This is a genomic window from Schaalia sp. ORNL0103 (assembly GCF_019429565.1).
Classification (GTDB): domain Bacteria; phylum Actinomycetota; class Actinomycetes; order Actinomycetales; family Actinomycetaceae; genus Pauljensenia.
In genome coordinates this window covers 909,402-928,169 of record NZ_JAHXSA010000001.1, presented here as the reverse complement: position 1 = coordinate 928,169, position 18,768 = coordinate 909,402, and the positions used below count along the sequence as shown (strand labels likewise).

Genomic DNA, 18,768 nt, shown 5'->3' with positions numbered 1-18,768 from the left:
GGTGTCCTCCCCGTGCGGTTACGCTTGGAAGTATGCCAACCCTCGTTCTCGTTCGCCACGCGCAGGCCTCATATTCATACCCCGATCACACTCGACCCCTCACGCACGCGGGAGTCGATCAGGCTGCGCGTCTCGGCGGCGTCTTATCCCGCGAGATCGGCGCATTCGATGTCGCGGTGTGCTCGGACGCGACGCGCGCCCAGCAGACCTTCGCTCAGATCAGTCAGCGCGTGTCGATCCGTGATAGCTGGTTCGACCGCGGTGTCTACAACGCCGACGAGGAGGACATCCTCACCCTGGCGCGCACTTTCGAGGGGACCAAGGCACTCATCGTCGGTCACGAGCCCACTATCTCCGGTGCCGGTTACGTGCTGGCGCGCGAGAATGATCGGGGAGAGGTGGCCCGAGGCGTACCGACCGCGACGGCTCTCATCCTCACCTTCGACGGAACCTGGGAGGATCTGGCCCCTTCGAACTGCGCTCTGCGCACGGTGCTGACCCCGCCCACCCGGTAGGTCACGAGCCCGCAGATGAGGCCCCGGCCTCGTCCATCGTTCCTGTGAGTGTGTTTACGTTTGTCCACGTGACGCCCGCCCGGATGCGGATGGGGGCCGCAGACGCGTTAGAATATGGCGGTATCTATCCACCCAACAGGGAGAAGTGATGTCGGGACACTCTAAGTGGGCGACCACCAAGCACAAGAAGGCCGCTATTGACGCCAAGCGCGGCAAGCTCTTCGCGCGCCTCATCAAGAACATTGAGGTTGCAGCTCGCACGGGCGGCGGCGACCCCGCTGGCAACCCGACCCTGTACGACGCCATCCAGAAGGCGAAGAAGAACTCCGTCCCCGCCGACAACATCGACCGCGCCGTCAAGCGTGGCTCCGGTGCGGAGGCCGGTGGCGCCAACTACGAGACCATCATGTACGAGGGCTACGGCCCCAATGGCGTCGCCTTCCTGGTGGAGTGTCTGACCGACAACCGCAACCGCGCCGCCTCCGACGTTCGCCTGGGCTTCACCCGCCACGGCGGCTCGCTGGCCGACCCCGGTTCGGTGGCCTACCTGTTCTCTCGTCGCGGCATCGTTGAGGTGCCCGCCGCCGACGGTGTGGACGAGGAATCCATCATGATGGCCGTTCTCGACGCGGGCGCCGAAGAGGTCGAGGACGCCGGCGAGCTCTTCATCGTCGAGTCCGACCCCAAGGACGTTGTTGCCGTGCGTACCGCCCTGCAGGACGCGGGCATCGACTACGACTCCGCCGAAGTCCAGTTCGTCGCCTCCACCGAGGTCGAGCTCGATCTCGAGGGCGCCCTCAAGGTCAACAAGCTCATCGACGCGCTCGAGGACTCCGATGACGTGCAGAACATCTACACGAACATGTCCCTGTCGGACGAGGTTCGTGCCCAGCTGGAAGAGCAGGAGTGAACATGAGCGATTCGACCGCTAAGCGCGAGGTCGGCACCCCGCAGGTCAAGCGCGGTATGGCCCAGATGCTCAAGGGTGGCGTCATCATGGACGTCGTTACCCCCGAGCAGGCGAAGATCGCCGAGGACGCGGGCGCCGTGGCCGTCATGGCCCTCGAGCGTGTCCCCGCCGACATCCGCGCCCAGGGTGGCGTGGCCCGCATGTCCGACCCCGACCTGATCGAAGGCATCATCGAGGCCGTGTCCATCCCCGTGATGGCCAAGGCCCGCATCGGCCACTTCGTTGAGGCGCAGGTTCTTCAGTCCCTCGGCGTCGACTACATCGACGAGTCCGAGGTCCTGACCCCCGCCGACTACACCCACCACATCGACAAGTGGAACTTCACCGTTCCCTTCGTCTGCGGTGCGACCAACCTCGGTGAGGCGCTGCGCCGCATCAACGAGGGCGCGGCCATGATCCGCTCCAAGGGCGAGGCCGGCACCGGCGATGTCTCCAACGCGACCACGCACATGCGTAAGATCCGCGACGAGATCCGCCACCTGACCTCCCTGCCCGAGGACGAGCTCTACGTCGCGGCTAAGGAACTGCAGGCCCCCTACGAGCTCGTCGCCGAGGTCGCCCGCGAGGGTCGCCTCCCCGTCGTGCTCTTCACCGCAGGTGGCATTGCCACCCCCGCCGACGCTGCCATGATGATGCAGCTGGGCGCCGAGGGTGTCTTCGTTGGTTCGGGCATCTTCAAGTCCGGCGACCCCGCCAAGCGCGCGGCTGCCATCGTCAAGGCCACGACCTTCTACGACGATCCGTCCGTCATCGCCGAGGTCTCCCGTGGTCTCGGCGAGGCCATGGTCGGCATTAACGTCGACGACCTGCCGGTCGATCACCGCCTTGCGGAGCGCGGATGGTGACCATCGGCGTTCTCGCCCTGCAGGGCGACGTCGCAGAGCACGTGCGGGCGCTGGAAAACTCCGGCGCCCGCGCGCTGCTTGTGCGCAGGGTTTCTGAGCTCGACCAGGTCGACGGCCTGGTCATCCCGGGCGGCGAGTCGACGACCATGTCGAACCTCCTGCTCTCCTTCGGTCTGTTTGACACGCTCAATGACCGGATCGCCTCCGGCCTGCCGGTCTACGGGACGTGCGCGGGCATGATCATGCTCGCCTCGTCGATCCTGGACGGACGTGAGGACCAGCGTTCTTTCGGCGCGCTCGACATGGTCGTGCGCCGTAACGCATTCGGTCGTCAGGTCGACTCCTACGAGGAGGACCTGGACGTCCAGGGTCTCGAGGGTGGCCCCTTCCACGCAGTGTTCATCCGCGCCCCGTGGGTTGAGTCCGTGGGTGAGGGCGTTGAGGTGATCGCGCGCGCCGGCAACAGCGCCGACGGTCCGATTGTCGGCGTGCGCCGCGGCAACGTCATGGCGACGTCGTTCCACCCCGAGGTGGGTGGAGACGATCGGATCCACGCGATGTTTGTTGATATGGTGGCGCGCGCCTGATGCGCGTCATGGGCATCGACCCGGGCCTGACGCGCTGCGGCCTCGGCGTTGTTGACGTTGATGCGTCGCGGCGCGCCTCGCTCGTGTACGTCGGTGTCGCCCGTACCGATAAGGACCTGGCGACGCACTTCCGGCTGCGCACGATCGCGGACGCGATCGACAGCGTCATCGAACGCTACGAGCCCGAGGTCGTCGCCATCGAACGCGTTTTCGCGCAGGACAACCTCCAGTCGGTGACCACCACGATGCAGGTCATGGGCGCGGCGATGACGTGCGTCGGTCGGGCCGGCCTGCCGATGGCCGTTCATACGCCCTCCGAGGTGAAGTCCGCCGTTTCTGGTAACGGAAACGCGGACAAGGCGCAGGTGCAGGCGATGGTCGCGCGCATCCTTGGCCTCGCCAAGGCTCCTAAGCCCGCGGACGCCGCGGACGCTCTTGCCATTGCGATTACGCACGCGTGGCGGGGGACAGGCTTGCTTGGCGCCCCCGAGGACTCGTCGGTCGCCGTCTCGATCTCGGGTCGCCTGACCGCGCGCGGATCCATGACGCCCGCCCAAAAGGCGTGGGCCGAGGCCCAGGCCGCGCAACGCCGAACGGGTGCCGTCGATCCGAGGCGCAGGCGCGGCTAGAATCGTACATATGTTCGCCCGCGTACGCGGGTGACCCGTGAACGAAAGGAACGCAGTGATCTCCATTCTGCGCGGCACAGTCGCGAGCGTCGGCCTCGACCACATCGATATCGTGGTGGGAGGCATCGGCTTCCGCGTGCACGTGACGCCCGCCTTCGCGCAGGGCGCCTCGCGTGATCAGGAGATGACCGTGTTCACGTCGATGATCGTGCGCGAAGACTCGATGACGCTGTACGGTTTCGAGTCCGCCGATGAGCGGGACGTGTTCACGAAGCTGCTGTCGGTGTCGGGCATCGGCCCGAAGATCGCGCTTGCTGCATTGGCGGTCCTGCGCCCCGACGACCTGCGCCGCGCGGTGCGCGACCAGGACCTGACCGCGCTGCAGCGGATCCCGGGCGTGGGCAAGAAGTCCGCACAGCGCATGGCCCTGGAAATCGGCGACAAGCTGGGCACCCCGGCAGCACTGCCGGGCGGCGAAACCGCCGCCGCCCCCGCGCCCACCGAGGACGCCGTGGCCTCCGAGGTCAGCGCAGCCCTGGTCGGCCTGGGATGGTCCGAGGCACAGGCTGCCAAGGCCATCGAGAAACTCGCGGGCAATGGTCTTGGTGCATCCGACATGCTGCGCGCCGCCCTCGTGACGCTGGGAGGCGGACGTGGCTGATCAGATGGATTCCGGTTTCGACGTCGATGCGATGCGCATCGTCGCCCCCGACGCCGGGGAACTCGAGCGGGCAGCTGAGGCCGCGCTGCGCCCCAAGAAGCTCTCTGAGTTCGTGGGCCAGCGCGTCGTGCGAGGCCAGCTGCAGCTCGTCCTCGACGCCGCGCGGATGCGCTCGGCCAGCCCCGACCACGTCCTGCTTGCGGGCCCTCCCGGACTCGGCAAGACGACGCTGGCAATGATCATCGCCGCGGAGATGGGAACGTCACTGCGACTGACCTCCGGCCCCGCGATCCAGCACGCTGGTGACCTTGCCGCGATTCTCTCCGGCCTCCAAGAGGGCGACATCCTCTTCATCGACGAGATCCACCGCCTCGCGCGAACCGCCGAGGAAATGCTGTATCTCGCCATGGAGGACTTCCGTGTTGACGTCGTCGTGGGTAAGGGGCCCGGCGCGACGTCGATTCCGCTCACCCTTCCGCCCTTTACGGTCGTGGGCGCGACGACACGATCCGGCCTGCTCCCCGCGCCGCTGCGCGACCGCTTCGGCTTTACCGCCCATCTCGAGTTCTACGAGACCGATGAGCTCCAGTCGGTGGTCACCCGTTCCGCCTCGCTGCTGGGTTCGCCCATTGACGCGCAGGCCGCCCACGAGATCGCCTCGCGTTCGCGTGGAACGCCTCGTATCGCGAACCGCCTCCTGCGCCGCGTCGTTGACTACGCCCAGGTGCATGGCGACGGGCAGCTGACCCTCGAGGCCGCGCGCGGTGCCCTCGAGCTGTTCGAAGTTGACCCCTCCGGCCTCGACCGACTCGACCGCGCGGTCCTTGAGGCCATCTGTCGCCGTTTCGCCGGTGGTCCCGTTGGCCTCACGACCCTGTCGGTGACGATCGGCGAGGAAGCAGAAACGGTCGAAACGGTCGCGGAACCCTACCTCGTGCGCGAAGGCTTCCTCGTGCGCACCAACCGCGGACGCATGGCAACCCCCAAGGCGTGGGCCCACCTCAGCCTCACTCCGCCCGCACCGGACGGTGGCCTTTTCGACTAGGGGAGTGGGCCTCGTCCCCATCCGTACAGACCGCGGGCGCGTGTGGAGTGTCAAAAAGGCTCCGGAGGCGTCTCGCGCCGCGCCACACCTTGATCACTTAGGCTAAAACCTTGCTCGGGCATTAGACTGGCAAAGTGCGCTCGAAGCGCTAGACCGTCATCGAAAGTGAATCAGCCTTTATGAACAACTACATGCTCCTGATCATGGCAGCTTTCCTCATCGTCTTCATGATGTGGAGCTCGCGCTCCCGCAGGCAGCAGATGCAGAAGCTGGAACAGGAAAAGCGTGACCAGCTTGCAGCCGTCACCCCCGGAGAATGGGTGCGTACCCGCGTGGGCTTCTGGGGTCGTTTTGTTGACCTCGACGGCGACATTGTTGTCCTGGAGACCTCTAACGGACACGAGATGTACTGGGAACGTGAATTCATCGCCGAGATCGGTGGCCAGCCGCCGCTCGCTGACGCGGAGCAGGCGGAAGCGGACGCCGACGAGGTGGAGACGGTCGAGGAGGACGCATCCGTCCTCGGTCTCGATCAGGAAGACGCCCAGTCTTTCGACGTGCGCGACACCGACGAGCAGCAGAAGTAACTCAAGGCTGAACGGAAAGTAGAACCGTGGCATCACATAAGCGACGCCCCGTGCGCGCGCTCGTGACCCTGACCGTCGCCATCGTGGCGGCGTGCGCGGCACTAGCGATCGGGCACCTTGCCAAGGGCGTATCCCCATACCCTGACCTGGCCCTTGACCTCAAGGGTGGTACCCAGCTGATCCTGACCCCGACCCCGACGTCGGAGGGACAGCGCGCGATCACCGAGGAAGATATCACGCAGGCGATTTCGATTATTCGTAATCGTATTGACGCCTCCGGCGTGTCCGAGTCCGAGATCTCCTCGATGGGTAGCTCCAACATCATGGTGTCGATTCCCGGCACCCCGTCCCAGGAGCAGCTGGACCTGATTCGTTCGTCCTCGCAGATGAACTTCCGCCCCGTGCTGCGCATTGGGCCCGCGCAGGGCGTTCTCCAGAACGAGCAGCAGCCCAAGGTGGATAACCCTCAGTCGGGTGCCCAGTCCGGTGCTCAGTCGGGCGAACAGAGCGGCGCGCAGTCGGGTGAGCAGTCCGGTGCTCAGTCGGGTGAGCAGAGCGGCGCTGGCGCGGCTGATACGGCTCAGTCCGGCGTCCAGTCCACCGCTCTGGATGAGGCGACCGCTCGCGGCGCAGCCGACGCGGATGGCGACGGCGTCCTGTCCGACACCCCTGCGACGACTCCCGAGAATGCGTCGGATCTCGCCTGGGTGACCGAGCAGGTCATGTACGACTTCCTGACGCTCGATTGCTCGGCATCCGCCGATGTGAAGCGTGTCGAGGGGCCTGCCGACAAGCCCTACGCCGCCTGCGACGAGTCCGGCCAGATCAAGTACATCCTGGGCCCCGTGGCCGTTCCCGGTTCGGATTTGACGACTGCTGCTGCGGCCATCGCGCGCAACAACAACGGTCAGTCGACCGGCCAGTGGATCGTGTCGCTGCAGTTCAACCATGACGGCACCGAGAAGTTCAAGGAAACCTCCACGATCCTGTACGGCTACCACGATTCGGACCCCCAGGGGTCGTCCTATCGTGGCAGCCCGGACCGTAACTCGTTCGCGGTCGTTCTCGATGGAACCGTGATTACCGCTCCGTCGATGCAGGCCATCATCCCCAACGGTGAGGCGCAGATCAGCGGTAACTTCACCGCGCAGTCCGCGACTGCTCTGGCCAACCAGCTGCAGTTCGGCTCGCTACCCCTGAACTTCGAGGTTCAGTCCGAGCAGCAGATTTCTGCGACGATCGGTACGGATCACCTGACCGTCGGTCTGTGGGCGGCCCTCATCGGCTTTCTGCTGGTCATCCTCTACCTGATCTGGCAGTACCGCGGCCTCGCGATCATTTCCGCCGGTTCGCTGGTCGTTGCATCGGTCATCACCTACCTGGTGATCACGCTGCTGTCGTGGGCGATGGGCTACCGCCTCTCGCTGGCAGGCGTTGCCGGTCTGATTATGGCAATTGGCGTGACCACCGACTCGTTCATCGTCTACTTCGAACGTGTTCGAGACGAGGTCCGAGACGGACGACCGCTGCGCGCCGCCGTCGAAGAGGGCTGGGATCGCGCCAAGCGCACCATTCTGGTCTCCGACGCCGTCAACCTGGTTGCGGCCGTGGTCCTCTACCTGCTCGCCGTTGGTGGCGTTCAGGGCTTCGCTTTCACCCTCGGTATCACGACAGTTATCGACATCGCGGTGATCTTCCTGTTCACCCACCCGATGATGGAGCTGCTGATCCGGACTCGCTTCTTCGGCGAGGGCCACAAGCTGTCGGGTCTGGATCCCGAGCACCTGGGTGCGAAGAATGCTCTCGTGTACGCGGGTCGTGGTCGCGTGGTCGTGCGTGGTGAATCCGCGACGGCGAAGGACAACGACGACGAGGCCGGTGACGGTCTGTCGATTGCCGAGCGCCGCCGTGCCGCCCGACTCGCCGCTGCGAAGGCCGAGGAAGAGACCGTCGACGATGCTTCAGCCGAAACGACGGATGGCGCCGCAGGCGTGACCGAGGAAGAGGAGAACTGACATGATGAGTTTTGCTCAGTGGGGTAACGCCCTGTACTCGGGCGACAAGTCCTATGCTGTCGTTCCCAAGCGTAAGGTCTTCGTCGGCCTCGCCGCCGCGGTGCTCGTTCTCGGTTTCGCACTCGTCGCGATCCTGGGCCTGAACCGCTCAATTGAGTTCACCGGAGGCTCGCAGTTCGATGTCGCTCACGTGAGCGACCAGAGCGAGTCTTTCGCCTCGCGTGCAGTGACCTCGACCGGCCTCGTTGAGGGCACCCCGAAGGTGACTCGCGTGGGCTCGGACTCGGTCCGAATCCAGACGTCGTCCCTGGATTCCGCGCGGACCGCTCAGATGCGTGACGCGTTGGCCAGCGCCTACGGCGTCGATGTGACCGAGGTGCAGTCCTCCTCGATCGGCCCCTCCTGGGGTTCCTCGGTCACCACTAAGGCCGCTCAGTCGCTCGTCATCTTCATGGCGCTCGTTGCTCTGCTGATGACGGTGTACTTCCGCTCGTGGCGCATGGCTGCGTCTGCGCTGCTCGCGCTGGTGCACGACATCGCCGTGACCATCGGCGTGTTCGCGATCCTGCAGGTCGAGGTCTCGCCCGCGACCGTGATCGGCTTCCTGACGATTCTGGGTTACTCGCTCTATGACACCGTCGTCGTCTTCGACAAGGTGCGCGAGCTGACCTCGGACGTCTACGAGCAGAAGCACTACACCTTCGCCGAGTACGTGAACCTTGCGGTCAACCAGACGATGGTTCGTTCGATCAACACCTCGGTTGTGGCGCTTCTCCCCGTCGGTGCGATCCTCATCATTGGTTCCGTGGCCCTCGGCCCGGGTACCCTGGTGGATATCTCGCTGGCCCTGTTCGTCGGTATGATCGCCGGTACCTACTCGTCGATCTTTATCGCGTCGCCGCTTCTGGTCACCTTCCAGGAGCTGTCGGCCAAGACCCGCGAGCACAACGCGGCCGTCGACCGGGCACGTCAGGGCCGCCACGCCACTGACACTCCGGGCGCCTCCGCATCGGTGAAGGTGGCTCCTATCAAGCCCGGCAAGCGCCTGGGCAACGAGAATCAGCCCCACAGGAAGAAGAATCATCGATGATCGGTGAGCTTGGCGAGCGCATCGCCACTCTGGTGCGAAGCAACATGCTGGAGATCCCGGATTTTCCGGAACCCGGCGTCCTGTTCCGTGATATCACCGAGCTGTTTGCGAACGGCCCGGCATTCAAGGAACTGGTTGAGCTGATCGGCGCTCGCTACGCGGGTCGCATCGACGCAGTCGCGGGTCTTGAGTCGCGTGGCTTCATCCTCGGTGCCCCCGTGGCCGCCGAGCTTGGCCTCGGAATGCTGACGATCCGCAAGGCTGGCAAGCTGCCCGGCCACGTGATCGGCGTCGACTACGAACTCGAGTACGGCACGGCGCGCATGGAAATGCACCCCGAGTCGGTCCACGAGGGCCAGCGCGTCCTCATCATCGACGACGTGCTCGCAACGGGCGGCACCGCGAACGCGGCGGTGAAGCTGCTGCGTCAGTGCGGCGCGTCCGTCGAGGCCGTGGCCGTTCTCCTGGAACTCGATGCGCTGGGCGGTCGCTCGGTGCTGACGGATGTGACGGTGGAGAGCGCGCTGCACCTCTAAGCGTCGTTTCTTGACAGCGAGCGGGTCCGGGGATCGCCACGATCCCCGGACCCGCTCGTTCATCGCTATCATGGGGCCATGAGCAGCGACGACATGACTTCAGGATCCGCACTTCCCGCGGCCGGTTCCCGAGTGCGCTCTGGCCTCGTTTGGTTTGGCTCACGCGGACGCGCCACAATCCCTGAGATTGAGCCGCTTGTGCGCGCCCTGCGGGCGAACCATCCGAAGGCGGACATCAGCGTCGTCGAGCGGGCCTACCGCACTGCCGAGGAACACCACCGTGGGCAAATGCGCAAGTCCGGTGAACCGTATATCACCCATCCGGTTGCCGTTGCGACCATTCTGGCGGAGATGGGCATGACGACCCCGACGCTTGTTGCAGCGTTGCTGCATGACACGGTCGAGGACACGGACTACACGCTTGAGCAGCTCGCTGCCGAGTATGGCGAGGCAATCGCCAACCTTGTTGATGGCGTCACCAAGCTCGATAAGGTGCACTACGGCGCCGCTGCCCAGTCCGAGACCCTGCGCAAGATGCTTGTCGCGATGAGCCGCGATATCCGTGTGCTGCTCATCAAGCTCGGCGACCGCCTGCATAATGCCCGCACGTGGCGGTTCGTGCCCGCCAAGTCGGCGGCAAAGAAGGCGAAGGAGACGCTGGAAATTTACGCGCCCCTGGCTCATCGCCTGGGCATGAACATGGTGAAGTGGGAGCTCGAAGAGCTGTCGTTCAAGACGCTGTACCCGGAGATCTACGAGGAGATCGACCGCCTCGTCACGGAGAGGGCGCCCCAGCGCGAAGAATACCTGCGAGATGTCATCGACCAGATCGAAGAGGATTTGCGTCGTTCGGGCACGAAGGGGACGGTGAGTGGCCGTCCGAAGAGCCACTACTCGATCTACCAGAAGATGATCGTGCGCGGCAAGGCCTTCGATGAGGTCTTCGATCTGGTGGCTGTGCGTGTCCTGGTGGAGTCGATCAAGGATTGCTACGGCGTGCTGGGGGCGCTGCACGGACGCTGGAACCCGATTCCCGGCCGTTTCAAAGACTACATCGCGATGCCGAAGTTTAATCTCTACCAGTCGCTGCATACGACGGTCATCGGACCCGGTGGCAAGCCGGTGGAGATCCAGATCCGTACCTTCGACATGCATGAGCGCGCCGAGCACGGTGTCGCCGCGCACTGGAAGTACAAGCAGAACCCGAACGCTTCGAGTGGCGATGCGGACCGCATGAGCTCTGACGAGCAGGCGAACTGGTTGCGCGCTTTGGTCGAGATGGAGCGCGAGACGGGGGATCCTGAGGAATTCCTCGATTCGCTGCGCTACGAGATCGCCGGCGATGAGGTCTACGTGTTTACGCCGAAGGGTCAGGTCATCGTATTGCCGGCGCGTTCGACGCCCGTCGACTTCGCGTATGCGGTGCACACGGAGGTCGGCCACCGCACGGTGGGCGCGAAGGTCAACGGCCGCCTCGTCTCCCTGGATACGCGCCTCGAGTCGGGCGAGACTGTCGAGGTCGTGACTTCTAAGTCGGATAAGTCCGGACCTTCGCGCGACTGGCTGGCCTTTGTCGCATCTCCGCGTGCGCGCTCCAAGATCAAGGCGTGGTTCTCCAAGGAGCGCCGCGAGGAAGCTGTGGAGGCCGGCAAGGAGGCGCTTGCCCGCGCGATGCGCAAGCAGAACCTGCCGCTCCAGCGCCTCATGAGCCACGAGTCGATCCTGTCGGTCGCGACGTCTTTCGGCTATCCGGACGTGTCCGGCCTGTACGCAGCTGTCGGCGAGGGCCATATTTCCGCACAAAACGTCGTCTCCAAGCTGGTCGACAACCTGGGTGGGGGAGACGGCACGGAGGAGACGCTGTCCGAGGCCGTGACCCCCGGTTCTCAGAAGCCGCGCTCCGAGGCCTCGGGCGACGCGGCGATCACCGTCGCCGGTCTGAGTCCGAACGAGATCTGGGTCAAGCTCGCCAAGTGCTGTACGCCGGTGCCCGGAGACGACATCGTCGGCTTCATTACCCGAGGCCAGGGCGTCTCGGTGCATCGCAGCACGTGCGCGAACGCTGTGCGCCTGGGGCAGCTGCAGCCTGAGCGCTTCGTCGACGTGTCCTGGAACGAGAAGGGGCTGGGCGCTCCGTTCCGCGTGCAGATTGAGGTGCGTGCTCTCGATCGTGGCGGACTGCTCTCGGATCTGACGCGCGTGCTGTCGGACTATCGCGTCAACATTCTTGCCGCCGCGCTGAAGACCGACGGAGATCAGGTTGCCTCGGGTAACTTCTCATTCGAACTGGCCGACCTCGGACACCTGAACGCGGTCCTGTCCGCCCTTCGTCGGGTCGACGGAGTCTTCGAGGCGGTGCGCATCGGCGCCGATTCATAGACGAGGCGCGGGCGGCCTGCGTCGATTCGCGCGAAAAGGGTGTTACATCCGTCCCCTTTTGGGTGATGAGCTTTCCCCTGCTCGTTAGATGTGACACACTAGCTGTGTGTGTCACATCGGCACGCACCCGCGCCGGGCGTAAGCCCTCGTCTCAGAAGGAATATCGTGACCACGACGCCGATTCCGAATAACGAAACCGCTCCCGAAGCTGCCCCGTCGACGATTGAGGAGGCCACGGTCTCGACGACGATCGCTGCTTCTGAGGTGCCCGAGCACCCCTTCGCCCGTATTGGCGAGGACGGCACTGTCTATGTCAAGGATGGAGACGAGGAGCGCGTCATCGGCGGCTTCCCCGAGGGCATTCCTGCTTCTCCCTACGCTCTGTACGAGCGTCGCTACGCAGACCTCGAAGCCACCATCAAGCTTTTTGAGGATCGCCTGGGCACGCTGAGCCCGCGCGACATCGACCAGACTCTCGCAACGCTGCGCGAGCAGGTCGCCTCCCCGAACGTCATCGGAGACATCCCGGCGCTGCGCGAGCGCGTTGCGGCGGTTGAGAAGGCCGCCGAGGAGCGCAAGGAAATCGCCCGCGAGGAACGCAAGGCCGCCAAGGCTGCTGCTCTCGCCGAGCGTACCTCCGTCGTTGAGCGCGCCGAGGCTATCGTCGCCCAGGATCCCGCCAAAACCCATTGGAAGCAGTCGGGTCAGACCCTGCGCGACCTCCTCGATGAATGGAAGAACCTGCAGCGCCGCGGTCCGCGCCTGGAGAAGGCCATCGAGGATGAGCTGTGGAAGCGTTTCTCCTCCGCGCGCACCCAGTTCGACCGTCACCGCCGCCAGTTCTTCTCGCAACTCGACCAGGCCCAGTCCGAGGCGAAGCGAGTGAAGGAAGCCCTGATTGCTGAGGCCGAGGCTCTGTCCTCGTCTGTGGACTGGTCGCGTACCTCCGGTGCCTACCGTGAGCTCATGAACCGCTGGAAGGCAGCCCCGCGTGCTTCGCGTAAGGAAGACGACGCGCTGTGGGCGCGTTTCCGCGCCGCCCAGCAGGTCTTCTTCGACGCTCGCCGCGCCAAGGATGAGGCCACCGACGCGGAGTACCGTGACAACCTCGTCGCGAAGGAAGCGATCCTCGTTGACGCTGAGGCCATCCTGCCGGTGACCGACATTGATCGTGCGAAGGCTCAGCTGCGTCAGATCCAGGACCGCTGGGAAGAGGTGGGCCGCGTGCCTTCCGCCGACCTGCACCGCATCGAGGGGCGTCTGCGTGCCGTCGAGGCCGCCGTCCGCGAGGCCGAAGAGAAGGAATGGCGTCGCACCAACCCCGAGACGCGCGCACGCGCTGCCGGCATGGTCGGTCAGCTTGAGGAGCAGATCGCTCAGCTCGAGCGTTCCCTGTCCGAGGCGGAGGCCAAGGGCGACGAGAAGGCCGCCAGGAACGTGCGCGAGGCACTCGAGACCAAGCGCGCCTGGCTCGCGCAGATCTCCTCCTCCATGGAGTGACATGCGCCTTCACGTCATTCCGTCGCCTTTCTACGCGGCGAATGGGCTTGTGCTCGTCCCTTCCGGGGCGGGCACTGCCCTTGTCGTCGACCCTTCAGCGGGAATCCAACACCTGATCCGCGAGGTCCTCGAGCTTGAGGGCGTCAGCGTCGGCGCGGTGCTTCTGACACACGGACACCCCGACCATGTCTGGGACGCAGCCGCGGTATCCACCTGGGGAGCGGACGGAGGCACCGTTCCCGTGTATGTGCCGGGACCCGACATGTACCGCATGGATGACCCGGCCTCGTTCCTGCCGATGCCGCTGCCCGACTTCGTGGGGGAGTGGGTCAAGCCCGCCGACCTGCGTGAGGTGCCCTCAGATTCGTTCGAGGTGTGCCCCGGCGTGTGGCTGCGCATGGTTCCCGCACCTGGCCATACCGAGGGATCAGCCGTCTTCCTCGGGGAGAGCCCGCTCGATATCCGGGTCAATAACCAGTCCTTCTACTCTTCCGACGAAGCAGTTCCGTGGGCGATGAGCGCAGACGTGCTGTTTAAAGACAGCGTCGGGCGCACCGACCTACCCGGGGGCGACGAAACTCAAATGCGACATTCTTTGCGCACGATTTCCAACGCTCTCGATCCTCGCACCGTCCTCGTTCCCGGACACGGCCCGGCGACGACGCTCGCAGATGAGATACGCTCAAACCAGTATCTGATTCGCGCTCGTCGCATCGGCTAACCACCTTCCTCATAGAAAGAACGCTCAATGGCTCGCACGTCCCTGTCAGGTTTCCCCGAATGGCTCCCGGAGGGCCGCATCATTGAGATGCACGTCCTCGACGAGCTGCGTCGCGTGTTTGAATTGCACGGCTTCGCGGGCATCGAAACCCGTGCGGTCGAGACCCTCGAGCAGTTGGAAGCAAAGGGCGAGACCTCCAAGGAGATCTACGTGCTCGACCGCCTGCAGGCCCTGAAGGCTGCGGCGGCGGGCGCACGCGCTCCCAAGGACAAGGGCATGGGTCTGCACTTCGACCTGACCGTTCCCTTCGCACGCTACGTGGTCGAGAACGCGAACGAGCTGGATTTCCCGTTCAAGCGCTACCAGATCCAGAAGGTGTGGCGCGGCGAGCGTCCCCAGGACGGTCGCTTCCGTGAATTCACGCAGGCGGATATCGACGTCGTGGGTAACGGTGAACTCCCGTTTCACTTCGAGGTGGACCTGCCCCTCGTCATGGCCGAAGCGCTTAACAACCTGCCGATCCCGCCCGTGCGCGTGCTCGTGAACAACCGCAAGGTCGTTCAGGGCGTGTGTGAGTCTCTCGGGGTCACGGATGTTGAGGCTGCCCTGCGTGGCCTCGACAAGATTGACAAGATCGGCCCGGAGGGTGTGGCCGCCGAGCTGGCCCAGTCCGGTATTGACGGCAACCAGGTCTCCGTTCTGCTCCAGATGGCGCAGATCCGCACGTCTGAGTCTTCCGAGGTGCGCGCGCGCCTGGCCGAGCTCGGTGTGTGCGGCGAACTGCTGGACGAGGGCCTGAAGGAGCTGACCGAGCTCCTCGATACCGCGAACAAGCGGATGCCGGGTGCGGTCGTCGCGGACCTCAAGATCGCCCGCGGCCTCGACTACTACACGGGCAGCGTGTACGAGTCGGAGATTGAAGGTCATGAGGACCTCGGCTCGATCTGCTCGGGTGGACGCTACGACTCTTTGGCGAAGGACGGCAAGCGCACCTACCCGGGCGTCGGCCTGTCGATCGGCGTCTCGCGCCTCGTGTCTCGCATGATTTCCGCGCCGATGGTGAAAGCCTCTCGAAAGGTGCCCACGGCGGTCGTCGTCGCGGTCATTGCTGAGGAACAGCGTGAGCGCTCGGAGGCGATTGCCGCTGTGCTGCGTTCGCGCGGCATCTCAACGGACGTTGCTCCCAGCGCCGCAAAGTTCGGCAAGCAGATCAAGTTCGCCGATAAGCGCGGCATCCCCTTCGTCTGGTTCCCGGGCGAGGAGGGCAGCGCCGACACGGTGAAGGACATTCGCAGCGGCGAGCAGGTGGACGCTGATCCGCACACGTGGGCCCTGCCCGAGGCCGACGCGGTGCCCACTATCGAGAAGGTGACCGACTGAGTGTCCGTCACGGCGGTTGAAGCAGCTCGCTCGCTGGCGCATGCCCTCGAGGAAACGCTCCATGCCATTCCGGACGGGAGTCGTGGCGATGCGGAGCGCGCGCTGCGACGCCTGCAGGACGTCGTGTTGCCGCGCCTCGAGGACGCGGATGCGCCCGTGCTGGTGGTCGTCGGTGGCTCGACGGGGTCGGGTAAATCGACGCTCGTCAATTCGTTGATTGGCCGAAACGTGAGCCGGGCGGGCGCCGTTCGTCCGACGACTCGGCGCCCCGTGTTGGTGTGCTCGCCCAAGGCGCGTGAGTGGTTCATGTCGGACCGCGTGCTGCCGCGCTTGGCGAAGAGCGAGGGTACGGGCGGGGACAGCCTTGATGCGATCACGATCGCGGTCGAGGAGACGCTGTGGCCCGCCGTGGGGATTGTGGATGCCCCGGACATCGATTCCGTCGAGGATGGAAACCGTCGCCTGGCTGCGGAGCTGCTCGACGGTGCAGACCTGTGGGTGTTCGTCACGACTGCGGCCCGCTACGCGGATGCGGTGGCGTGGAAGCACCTGGAGGAAGCCGCGAGCCGCGGATTGCGTGTCGCTATTGTGCTCAACCGTGTCCCCGCTGGGGCGACGCAGGAAATTCGTGAGGATCTGGCCGCGTTGGCTCGTCGGCGAGGCCTGGGTGAGGTCGCGATTCATACGGTCGAGGAGCAGCCGCTCAGCGACGGTCGCCTGCCCACCAAGGCTATCGCGCCGATCGGGTCCTACCTGGAGGAAATCGGACGCGATTCCGAGGAACGCGCCGCTATCGTGCGTCGATCGCTGTCCGGGGCAGTCGCCTCGTCGTTGGAGGAGACGACGCGCGCACTGGAGGCTGCGAGGCAACGCAACCACGAGTTCGAGGCCGCCGCCGACGATATCGAGCAGCTCGTTGCGTCCTATGCCCGGGAAGTGTCCTCCTCGTCGAGTGATGACGTACTGCGCGGCGAAGTAAGCGCACGTATCGCCGAGGTGCTGGGCTCGTGGGATATGTCCAAGACCGTCTCGCGTGTGTTTTCTGGTCTGAGCTCGCGCGTGATGGGTGCTCTTCGTGGACAGGCAGCCCCGGACGTTCAAGTACAGCGAGATCTGACCGGAGGCCTTGCGCAGCGATTGGCGGACCAATACCACCGGGCGTGGGGTGAATCCCTGCGCAGGGCGCGTATCGTCGTCGATACGTCTTCGTTCGATGAGCTGCTCGACGTCGAAGCGGCGGAGCAGCGCGCACGCACAGTCGCACAGGAATGGACGCGCGAGGTCACGCAGATCATTCGTGGCCAGGCCGAGTCCTCGCGCGTCAGTGGGCGCATGCTTGCGGGCGGCATCAACGTCGTGACGGTGTCGCTGATGGTGACTGCTTTTACGATGACGGGTGGCCTCACGGGCGTTGAAGTTGGGATCGCCGGTGCATCGGCCGCCCTGTCCCAGACAATCCTGGAAGCCTATTTCGGCGAGCGTACGGTTCGTTCGTTGGCCGAGCAGGCCCGTGCGGCGCTCGAACGCCTCGCCGGCGAGTCGCTGTCGGATGTTGTTGCCCCGGTGAGCGCGCGCCTCGACCGCGCTTCCGACAGGGTTCTCATCGACAAGCTGGCGGTGGCTGAGGAGAGAGCCCGGGAGGTGCTGGCGTGAGGCGAGCGACGAACCCCGTGGCGTCGGCTGCCCAGCAGCTTGACGAGATGTGCACCCTGGCTGCGCCGGACCTCGATCAGCAGACGCTGGCGCACATTCGCGATCTCATTGACGTGACTGCCGAACGCAGTGAGGTCGACCCGTCCTGGTGCGTTATCGGCGTGCTGGGAGGCACGGGTGCCGGCAAGTCCTCCCTCGTCAACGCGCTGAGCGGGGGAGAGGTCGTCGCTGCGGGTGTTCGACGTCCCACGACGAACGAGGCCTGCGCCGTGCTGCCGCGAGGTCGAGAACCGCAGGAATTGCTGGGGTGGCTGGGTATCGGTCGTCGGGTGGAGGCGCCGCAAGCGCTACCTGGCGACACCGTCGTCGTTGATTTGCCGGACATTGATTCGGTTGAGGCGAGTCATGCGGACATTGCTGATCGTCTGGCGTCGCGCGTTGACGCGCTCGTCGTTGTCGTTAACCCGCAGAAGTACGCGGACGCGCGTCTGCACGACGAGTGGCTGGTGCGTCTGCGCTCGTCGCACGCATCGGTGACGGTCGTCCTGACGCACGTCGATACCATCTCCATGCCCGAACGTGATGCGATCGAGCAGGATCTGCGTCGTCTGCTGAGCGTTCGTGGCATGGCTGATGCCGAGGTCTTCGCGGTGTCGGCGACGACGGGTGAAGGTATGCGCACGCTCACCAAGCACCTGACGCGCGAGGCCGAGCGGGTCTCACGCCAGGCGTCGCGCGCGCGTGCGGCGCTGCGTGAGGCCTCCCGGCTGCTGCGTGAGTCCTTGGAGTTGACTGGAACGGTCCGTGGCCTCGAGACCGATGGCCTGGCCGCCGAATTGGCTGGCACGGCCGCCGACCTCGCGGGTGCTCCGATCATCGCCGAGGCCGTGGCTGACTCGACGCTGCGTGCCGGACGCCGGGTGGGCGGCTGGCTGCCGTTGCGCTGGCTGGCGCGTACGGGTGTGGACCCGCTGCGCCGCCTGCATCTGGACGATGAGTCGCGTGCCGAGGGGGCGACGACTCCGACGTTGCCGACTCGGTCCACCTCCGACGAAGCTGCTTTCGTCAACGCAGTTCGCGGAGCCGTTGGGGAGCGCGCGCAGGCGCGTCCTGCCCGGTGGCGTGCCGCGCTGGTCGAGCGTGCGCTCAGCGGGGCGCGAGAGGTTCCGGACGCAGCGCATCGTGAGGTTGCGGAGCACATTCGCGTCTCGACCGGAGCTCCGGCGCTGTGTCGTGTGGTGGGCGGTGCCCAGCTACTCGCGTGGCTCGGAGTTGTCGTGGGTGTCGCGTGGATCGTCCTCGTGCACCTGGGCAGGGCTGTCCTCATCGATGTTCGGGTCCCCGCGCTCGGGCCGATTCCGCTTCCGACGGCGCTGGTTGCACTGTGCCTGTTGATCACGGTGCTGTGCGCGTGCGCGAGTCGAGCGCTCGCCCGGTGGGCTGCATCGCGGCGTCGACGCATCGTGATGCGTGACCTGCGGGGACTGTGCCGCGATGCGGTCGATCGACTCGTCGTTGCTCCCCTGCGTTCCGAGGACAATCGACAGGTGACGATCGCCTCGTTCCTCGCTCGGCTGCCCCTCTGAGTGTCGTTCCGCCGCAACGGGCGGACGCTTCGCAGACAGTGAGTTCGCCGACCACGCGCCTCTGTCAGC

Annotated in this window: 17 protein-coding genes; all 17 read left to right on the top strand. The window is 65.4% G+C overall.

The genetic code is table 11. The annotated features are described in order from the left end of the window. The first annotated feature begins 32 nt into the window (after positions 1–32). The 17 genes from JJJ16_RS04125 (at position 33) to JJJ16_RS04045 (ending at position 18,699) form a co-directional block, all read left to right on the top strand. Complete coding sequence (locus JJJ16_RS04125; protein WP_219751482.1) at positions 33–515, top strand: SixA phosphatase family protein; 483 nt, start codon at positions 33–35, stop codon at positions 513–515. A 148-nt stretch (positions 516–663) separates the two neighbouring features. Further along, entirely contained in the window at positions 664–1,425 is a 762-nt protein-coding gene (locus JJJ16_RS04120; RefSeq protein WP_060567363.1) for a YebC/PmpR family DNA-binding transcriptional regulator, read from the top strand. 2 nt (positions 1,426–1,427) lie between these two features. Beyond that, on the top strand, positions 1,428–2,330 hold the full coding sequence (gene pdxS / locus JJJ16_RS04115) for a pyridoxal 5'-phosphate synthase lyase subunit PdxS (protein ID WP_003792524.1): 903 nt from the start codon (positions 1,428–1,430) through the stop codon (positions 2,328–2,330). Further along, the gene (gene pdxT, locus JJJ16_RS04110; protein WP_219751481.1) at positions 2,324–2,917 is read left to right on the top strand and encodes a pyridoxal 5'-phosphate synthase glutaminase subunit PdxT; all 594 of its coding nucleotides are present in this window, start codon (positions 2,324–2,326) and stop codon (positions 2,915–2,917) included. The genes pdxS and pdxT overlap by 7 nt, the downstream gene beginning before the upstream one ends. Further along, positions 2,917–3,546, top strand: coding sequence for a crossover junction endodeoxyribonuclease RuvC (gene ruvC / locus JJJ16_RS04105; protein ID WP_007590391.1), 630 nt, complete (start codon positions 2,917–2,919; stop codon positions 3,544–3,546). The genes pdxT and ruvC overlap by 1 nt, the downstream gene beginning before the upstream one ends. Before the next feature lie 55 nt (positions 3,547–3,601). Then, positions 3,602–4,207 carry a Holliday junction branch migration protein RuvA gene (ruvA, locus tag JJJ16_RS04100; RefSeq protein ID WP_219751480.1) on the top strand — a complete coding sequence of 202 codons (606 nt, stop codon included), beginning with the start codon at positions 3,602–3,604 and terminating at the stop codon, positions 4,205–4,207. A 4-nt stretch (positions 4,208–4,211) separates the two neighbouring features. Beyond that, entirely contained in the window at positions 4,212–5,252 is a 1,041-nt protein-coding gene (gene ruvB / locus JJJ16_RS04095) for a Holliday junction branch migration DNA helicase RuvB (RefSeq protein ID WP_219751976.1), read from the top strand. Positions 5,253–5,431: 179 nt separating this feature from the next. Beyond that, the gene (locus JJJ16_RS04090; protein ID WP_003796530.1) at positions 5,432–5,839 is read left to right on the top strand and encodes a preprotein translocase subunit YajC; all 408 of its coding nucleotides are present in this window, start codon (positions 5,432–5,434) and stop codon (positions 5,837–5,839) included. A 26-nt stretch (positions 5,840–5,865) separates the two neighbouring features. After that, the gene (gene secD, locus JJJ16_RS04085; RefSeq protein ID WP_219751479.1) at positions 5,866–7,854 is read left to right on the top strand and encodes a protein translocase subunit SecD; all 1,989 of its coding nucleotides are present in this window, start codon (positions 5,866–5,868) and stop codon (positions 7,852–7,854) included. Position 7,855: 1 nt separating this feature from the next. Continuing rightward, on the top strand, positions 7,856–8,944 hold the full coding sequence (secF, locus tag JJJ16_RS04080) for a protein translocase subunit SecF (RefSeq protein ID WP_219751478.1): 1,089 nt from the start codon (positions 7,856–7,858) through the stop codon (positions 8,942–8,944). Continuing rightward, positions 8,941–9,480, top strand: a complete 540-nt coding sequence (locus JJJ16_RS04075; protein ID WP_003792514.1) for an adenine phosphoribosyltransferase — start codon at positions 8,941–8,943, stop codon at positions 9,478–9,480. The genes secF and JJJ16_RS04075 overlap by 4 nt, the downstream gene beginning before the upstream one ends. Positions 9,481–9,558: 78 nt before the next feature. Beyond that, on the top strand, positions 9,559–11,859 hold the full coding sequence (locus tag JJJ16_RS04070) for a RelA/SpoT family protein (RefSeq protein WP_187348937.1): 2,301 nt from the start codon (positions 9,559–9,561) through the stop codon (positions 11,857–11,859). Between the two features lie 165 nt (positions 11,860–12,024). Beyond that, on the top strand, positions 12,025–13,359 hold the full coding sequence (locus tag JJJ16_RS04065) for a DUF349 domain-containing protein (protein ID WP_219751477.1): 1,335 nt from the start codon (positions 12,025–12,027) through the stop codon (positions 13,357–13,359). Between the two features lies 1 nt (position 13,360). Continuing rightward, the gene (locus tag JJJ16_RS04060; protein ID WP_219751476.1) at positions 13,361–14,080 is read left to right on the top strand and encodes an MBL fold metallo-hydrolase; all 720 of its coding nucleotides are present in this window, start codon (positions 13,361–13,363) and stop codon (positions 14,078–14,080) included. Positions 14,081–14,107: 27 nt separating this feature from the next. Then, complete coding sequence (gene hisS, locus JJJ16_RS04055) at positions 14,108–15,460, top strand: histidine--tRNA ligase (RefSeq protein WP_219751475.1); 1,353 nt, start codon at positions 14,108–14,110, stop codon at positions 15,458–15,460. Next, positions 15,461–17,113, top strand: coding sequence for a GTPase (locus JJJ16_RS04050; protein ID WP_219751474.1), 1,653 nt, complete (start codon positions 15,461–15,463; stop codon positions 17,111–17,113). Positions 17,114–17,130: 17 nt separating this feature from the next. After that, entirely contained in the window at positions 17,131–18,699 is a 1,569-nt protein-coding gene (locus tag JJJ16_RS04045; protein ID WP_219751975.1) for a GTPase, read from the top strand. Positions 18,700–18,768 lie beyond the last annotated feature (69 nt).